This is a genomic window from Acinetobacter sp. ACNIH3, from assembly GCF_002918965.1.
In the GTDB taxonomy this organism is placed as follows: Bacteria; Pseudomonadota; Gammaproteobacteria; order Pseudomonadales; family Moraxellaceae; genus Acinetobacter; species Acinetobacter schindleri.
Map to the genome: position 1 here is coordinate 1 of NZ_PQLP01000080.1, position 5613 is coordinate 5613.

5 protein-coding genes and 2 pseudogenes are annotated in these 5613 nt (G+C 33.7%); 2 read left to right on the plus strand and 5 right to left on the minus strand.

The features are described 5' to 3' along the window. A pseudogene (locus C3420_RS16150) lies at nucleotides 1-140 on the minus strand (IS5/IS1182 family transposase); the annotation flags it as partial. Between the two features lie 55 nt (nucleotides 141-195). Between C3420_RS16150 and C3420_RS16155 the strand changes: the two are divergent. Further along, a pseudogene (locus C3420_RS16155) lies at nucleotides 196-678 on the plus strand (IS3 family transposase); the annotation flags it as partial. A gap of 294 nt (nucleotides 679-972) precedes the next feature. Then, the gene (locus C3420_RS16160) at nucleotides 973-1185 is read left to right on the plus strand and encodes a helix-turn-helix domain-containing protein (protein ID WP_004281769.1); all 213 of its coding nucleotides are present in this window, start codon (nucleotides 973-975) and stop codon (nucleotides 1183-1185) included. Nucleotides 1186-1384: 199 nt separating this feature from the next. On the opposite strand, the gene C3420_RS16165 is transcribed toward C3420_RS16160, so the two are convergent. From C3420_RS16165 to C3420_RS17945, 4 genes are all read right to left on the minus strand, one after another. After that, nucleotides 1385-3376, minus strand: coding sequence for a TniQ family protein (locus C3420_RS16165; protein ID WP_103801040.1), 1992 nt, complete (start codon nucleotides 3374-3376; stop codon nucleotides 1385-1387). After that, nucleotides 3373-4320, minus strand: coding sequence for a TniB family NTP-binding protein (locus C3420_RS16170; protein ID WP_103801041.1), 948 nt, complete (start codon nucleotides 4318-4320; stop codon nucleotides 3373-3375). Before C3420_RS16170 ends, C3420_RS16165 begins: the two co-directional genes overlap by 4 nt. A gap of 50 nt (nucleotides 4321-4370) precedes the next feature. Continuing rightward, entirely contained in the window at nucleotides 4371-5405 is a 1035-nt protein-coding gene (locus tag C3420_RS16175) for a Mu transposase C-terminal domain-containing protein (RefSeq protein WP_103801042.1), read from the minus strand. 112 nt (nucleotides 5406-5517) lie between these two features. Continuing rightward, nucleotides 5518-5613, minus strand: a 96-nt coding sequence (locus C3420_RS17945; RefSeq protein WP_139133946.1) for a transposase domain-containing protein, incomplete at its 5' end; no start/stop codon positions are given.

The following is a 5613-nucleotide window of genomic DNA, read 5'->3' on the forward strand; positions in this document are numbered from 1 at the left end:
CGCCCTTGTTTGCCTTTTGATGGCGCATACCATTGCGTAGCAGGATCAAACCAAATGGCAATATTTCCGCGACTCATGAGTGCTCGGTTATATGCGGGCCAATTGGTTGTGCGGTAGATTTTGTGTGCAGGCTTCTTCATTTGAAAATTATATCGCTGAAAAACCCTTTACAGATAGGTTTGTGCAACAAAGCCTATTCAAACTCATTCAGGCTGGGTCTATACCGCCTTTATTATTGATGTGTTCTCACGAGCAATTGTTGGATGGAAAGTATCGACACGGATGAATACAGATATGGTGCTCGATGCATTAGAGCAAGCCTTGCACGATCGAGGCATGCCAAAGAATGTGATTCATCATTCCGATAGAGGTGTTCAATATCTTTCTATTCGCTATACCAATCGTTTAGAAGCAGCAAATTTACGAGCATCAGTCGGTACAACTGGTGATTCATACGATAATGCTCTGGCTGAAACGGTGAATGGCTTATACAAAACAGAGGTGATTGAATATCTAAAAGCAGATTGGCAAGGTTTAGCAGATGTACAACTTGCGACACTAAACTGGGTAGATTGGTTCAATAAAAAGCGTGTACACAGTGCACTGGGTTATGTATCGCCTTTTGAGTTTGAAGCAATGTACTATGATAAGATTAACCCGTTAGGTCAGGTGGCCTAACTTAAATAAAAAAGTCTCCGACAAACCCGGTACGGTTCAATCTTTAGGTTTGAACAAGAATAAGAGAATGCCATTCTCAATAACTACAAGAAACTGCTCTTTTAGAGGGTGCTTAATTTCAATCATTTAAAGGTAATACGTAAAAATAAAGGGGGATTATAATCCGTTTTTCTGTCTTATTTAAGGTTTATTTTTAAATATAAAATTTTAAAATCTAATGCTTATGAGGATTATAAGCCGTGGATACTTAGTCCTCAAAAATGAATAGTTCTATTCTTTATAGGAATAGAACTTATGAACGATTTAGCACAGAAAATTGGACATGCTATTCGGAATTGTCGAATTGAGCAGAAAATTACTCAAGAAAAATTAGCATTACTTTGCAATATCGATCGTAGTTATGTGGGACGTATTGAGCGAGGAGAAGTAAATATCACGGTACTAAAGCTCTATGAGATTGCACAAATACTTAAAGTTGCACCACATGATTTGCTGCCTAAAGACTAATGAGGCTTCTAGCTTTACTAGGCTTTGTTGCACAAAGATTTCATAACTATATGATTTTAAAGGTTTTGATTATTTTTTGATCCAAAATTAAATTTATTTAAATCAGATGCTTACATATTTATGCAACAAAGCCAATGAAATGTAAAAAAGTAGTTGGATGATTAATCTGTTATTGAATATTCAAGATCCTAAAAAACACCTATTTTGAGTGCAATTTAGAACCATAACCATCTTCGATTAGTTTGATCACATCAGATTTTTTATAAAGCTTGATTTGATGTTTTGTACCAAATGAGCTGGGTTGGATAAGTCCTTGTGTACTTAAGTTTGATATATGAGATTTATGCATCCCCATTAAATGACTAGCCTCTGTACCGGTTAAAAATTCACTTTTAATCTTTAGGGCATTTTCAACTTCTGAAGCCAAAATTAATTTCCAATATACTAAGTCTTCTACGGAAATTATTTCTGTTTTTACCCAATATGCATTGAACCAATTGGGTGAGCATTTTAATAGTTGAAGAGTATCTCTGTAGTGGAGATATTCAGGAGATGATATTTTTTCCAATAATTTATTTAGAGAATTTAGCTCAATAAGGATGTTTCCAGAAGACGATAATTTCTTTATCAAAATGCTTTTAGCTGCAAGCTGAGCAACTTGTAAAAGAGATTTGCCTAATAGCTTAGCGGCTTCATTTAATGTTATGTAATTAGCATCTAAAATTGGTGTGGAATCTTTAGACTTTTTTCTACCAGCAGATGTAACATATTGTTTGATAACATTAAGCTTTTCCTGGTTTATAGCTTTAATAGATGCTCTCAAAAAAATGTTAGTTCTAGTTCTATCAATGTTAGGGCCGTGAATAGGTTGAATACCTAAACTAGCAAGCTTTTCTGTTAAATTGGTTGGATTTACTTTTAGTTCTTTAGCTAAAGCACCCAATAGAATTTTTGAATCATGAAAGTCATGCAATGGTTTTGGTAAAATACTATGAGTTACACCCTTTGAGTTTGTAGATGTGGGGAGTAACTGATCCTTTATAAGAAATCTAATTGTTTCTGTGTTGACGTTTAGAATGTTTGCCGCTTGTTGCACCGTATAGAATTCTGAATCATTCTTGTTATTTAGATTATCTTTTTTGATTTGAGAAAGTGAAAAATCTAATTGTTTAGGCTGCATTAGACAATTTGTAATATCAGAAATAGAAAAGTATATTTGCTCCGTTTTTCTAATAGGGGTTAGCCAGCCGAGTACAATAAGAGATTCAAATTCATCTTTGTTCTTATCAAGGATTTTAAGGCAGTCTTTCCAAGGTAGTGGATTTAAATCAACGTGATTATTAGGAAAAATCCAGCTACTACAAGCATCTTGGATTAAAGACTTATACGAAGTGATGAATTTATCTCTAGTTAGAAAGGGGAGTAAAACAATTCTCGGGTGTAAGTTGGGGATCTTACTTAATAAAATGGAACTTAGTGAATTTTGAAGTTTAGCGCTATGATTAAAAAAATCATATGCTAGTGTAGCCATGCCTTCGATACTCATCCCAAGTTTATTGATTGAATTAATTTTTTCTAGTTTTCTCCAGAAATTTTTAAAATGTTCTACGAGCTGTGTATCAGCTTGGTCAAAAAATTGATCTAACCAGTTTTGAACTCTCATAGAACTACAAGCTATATTAGGTGCAATTCTTATATCAGTTTGACACTTAACACAAAATGACAATCTAGCTCTTACAATATTGAGTTTTTTAAAGCAGTTTGGGCAATGACTTAATAATTTTATGTTATGGATGGAACAGGCATAATTCAGTTTAAACAACCAATCTTTTCTCCAATATTCTTTGTCCTTTAAGCATAAAGGGCAGTAATGTTGTAGATCATTATGAAAAAAACTATCAGGTAAAATTGCATTATCCCATCGGATATTTGAGCGTTGAGTATTGGATTCTCTACTTAAGGCTAAATCGGCATTAGATGGATCTAAATTCATTTTAGATAGAAATATTTCAAATTTTTCTTGATGTCTAATTGTTGAAACAAACTCTTCAACACTATTGATTCCTGCTCGATTCTTATAAATAGCTGCCGGATGTTGATATGAATTAAGTTGTATCAGCCGTGTTATGAAACTTCCTGCCGATTCTTGATTGTGTGGAAGAGGGGTTAGTGGATAGAACAATTTTTTCATTGTTGAATCCTTAACTTAATTGATAACGTATTGATGTTCATATTAAAGGGGTTGTGAGGAGTAAGTGTTACATAATTAGTTATTCCTGTTTCCCAGATTTCCGCGAAATCTTGAGTTGTCACAATAGTCCTATTGTTATTTAGAGTAAGAAAAATGGTCTGTTTGATCAGTAAATTAATAAAGGCAATATTGCCATTTGTTGCGGCAAATATTTGTAGACTTAATAATTGATCATGAAGTGGAAGAACAAATGTAACAGGAGTATTTTCAAGAATATTTCTTTGATATTGTTCTAAAAATTTTTGAATAGTTCCATTTTTATTTGGAGAGTATTGGAGATTTCTAAATTTAAAACTAAGAGGGAATCTACGTGCGAGCTGAGTATCATCTTTAATAATACTTTCAAACTCTGGCAGGCCTACTAAACAGAACGTAATTCCTGTCCTATTTACTAAATTTTTAATCCAAGATGCGACGTTCTGATTTAATCTTTTTGATGTTTTAGTTAAGTCAACTAAGTGATGAAACTCATCCAGAATAACAAGTTTAGTCTGACAATTCTCTATACATTGGCATAATCTATTTGTTAATTGTAGGGTGTCCCCAATTGTTGGAGTTGGATCATTAAATTGAGTCAACATATGTGCTGCTAATGATTTAACCGTTACGGGTGAGGGAACTTCAATATAAAATGCTGGAATTTTTTGTTGTACGGCGCCATCAATTTCCTCGTAACTGCTTTTGTATTGGGACATTATTGCCTTACATATTGTAGTCTTTCCCATGCCACCTTCAGCTAGGATAAAACATCCGAGAGGAGTGCCAAATGCCTGAGTTTTTTGTATATTGAGATTTACCTCATTGAGTATTTTTTTTATATCAGGTGGTATCACAATGATATTTTTTACTTTTTCGAGAATATCGAATATTTCCAAATTGTTCATTCAGGGCTCTTTCGCTAACTAAGGTGATTACGAATTAATATAAAAATTGACTAAATGCTCATGGATTCATATGTGCTGTCCTCGTCATCATCTGACTTAGGGGGAGCATTAGTGGTAGGTTCGTTATGATTGAGCGTTGAGAGGGTAATATATTCATCTACAATCTCACTTTCTTGATGAGTAGTTGATGAACCATTGACTTGATTGTATGTAACTACCGAATTAGAAAAATGATTTATAAGATTCTTAATTTTTGAAGGTGTGTCTAATTTAAGTTTTTTTAACTTTTTATTGGCAGCATAACTTTCTTGAATTCTGACTAAAAGATTCCATCGAGCTAGAATGTCTGCTTTGTCGCCTAAAGCTTGCAGATCTTTTCTTGAAATATTTTTTTTCTCTTCTTGAATAGATACATGCTCATAAAGTGAAAGATTTTCCGTGTATGAGGGATTAGTAGAGTCTGCAGGGATGAAACTATTTTTATCATCAGGATCTCTAACATAAATTTTAGCTAGGTTAGTTCTGTCAATTAAAATAGTAACCTTCTTTTTATTGAGATTATCTCTTACTAAACAATGAGAATAATATGTCAGGTAATTAACTTGGATTCGGCCATTATTTACAGTCCTTTCCATAGGTATTCTAAGTAATATATTAACTTCATCTTCAGACATGGAAAGTACAGGAGTATGTTTTACAGACTCCTTCCAAAAAATCGTTGGTACTCGATTATCAATTCCACTATGGGGAGACTGATGATAAATGCTTTCTATCCATTCATGTAAAAGGGCTTTCAAATCAGAAAGTGTTAAATTGGCATTGTTTTTAGAATTGTATTCACCTCGTGAGGTTGGATTTGAAAAAGTGGTTCCTTTGAGTTTTTGAGAAAAGCTAAATGTGAGCGTTCTAAAAAATCTTTCAATGTGAGGTTTATTGTTAGGATTATATTTTTGGGACGGAAGAACAGTTATTTTCCTATTTTCACAAATATGGCTTAAGATATTATTTTTAAATTCAACTCCATTGTCAGGAATGATGTAGGAGGGGATTCCGCCCGGGAGATTCTTCTTAGGTCGTGTGAACATATCTTTTAATAAATTAATTGTATTATCAATATTAGGTGGCAGTACACTTAAATCCCATCCAACAATACACCTTGAAAATACGTAAGCATCCGCTGAACGCCATCGCCAAGTTTTAACGGGGTTCAGGTTTCCAGCGGTGAGGTAGTAATTCTTCTATTTGGGGCACTTTATGTGTTGGCAACCTTTTCAGCACATCACTTAAATAGGC

Coding starts and splice junctions, on each gene's coding strand:
- C3420_RS16165 (WP_103801040.1), bottom strand. CDS start 3,376: ATGAAAAAATTGTTCTATCCACTAACCCCTCTTCCACACAATCAAGAA.
- C3420_RS16160 (WP_004281769.1), top strand. CDS start 973: ATGAACGATTTAGCACAGAAAATTGGACATGCTATTCGGAATTGTCGA.
- C3420_RS16170 (WP_103801041.1), bottom strand. CDS start 4,320: ATGAACAATTTGGAAATATTCGATATTCTCGAAAAAGTAAAAAATATC.
- C3420_RS16175 (WP_103801042.1), bottom strand. CDS start 5,405: ATGTTCACACGACCTAAGAAGAATCTCCCGGGCGGAATCCCCTCCTAC.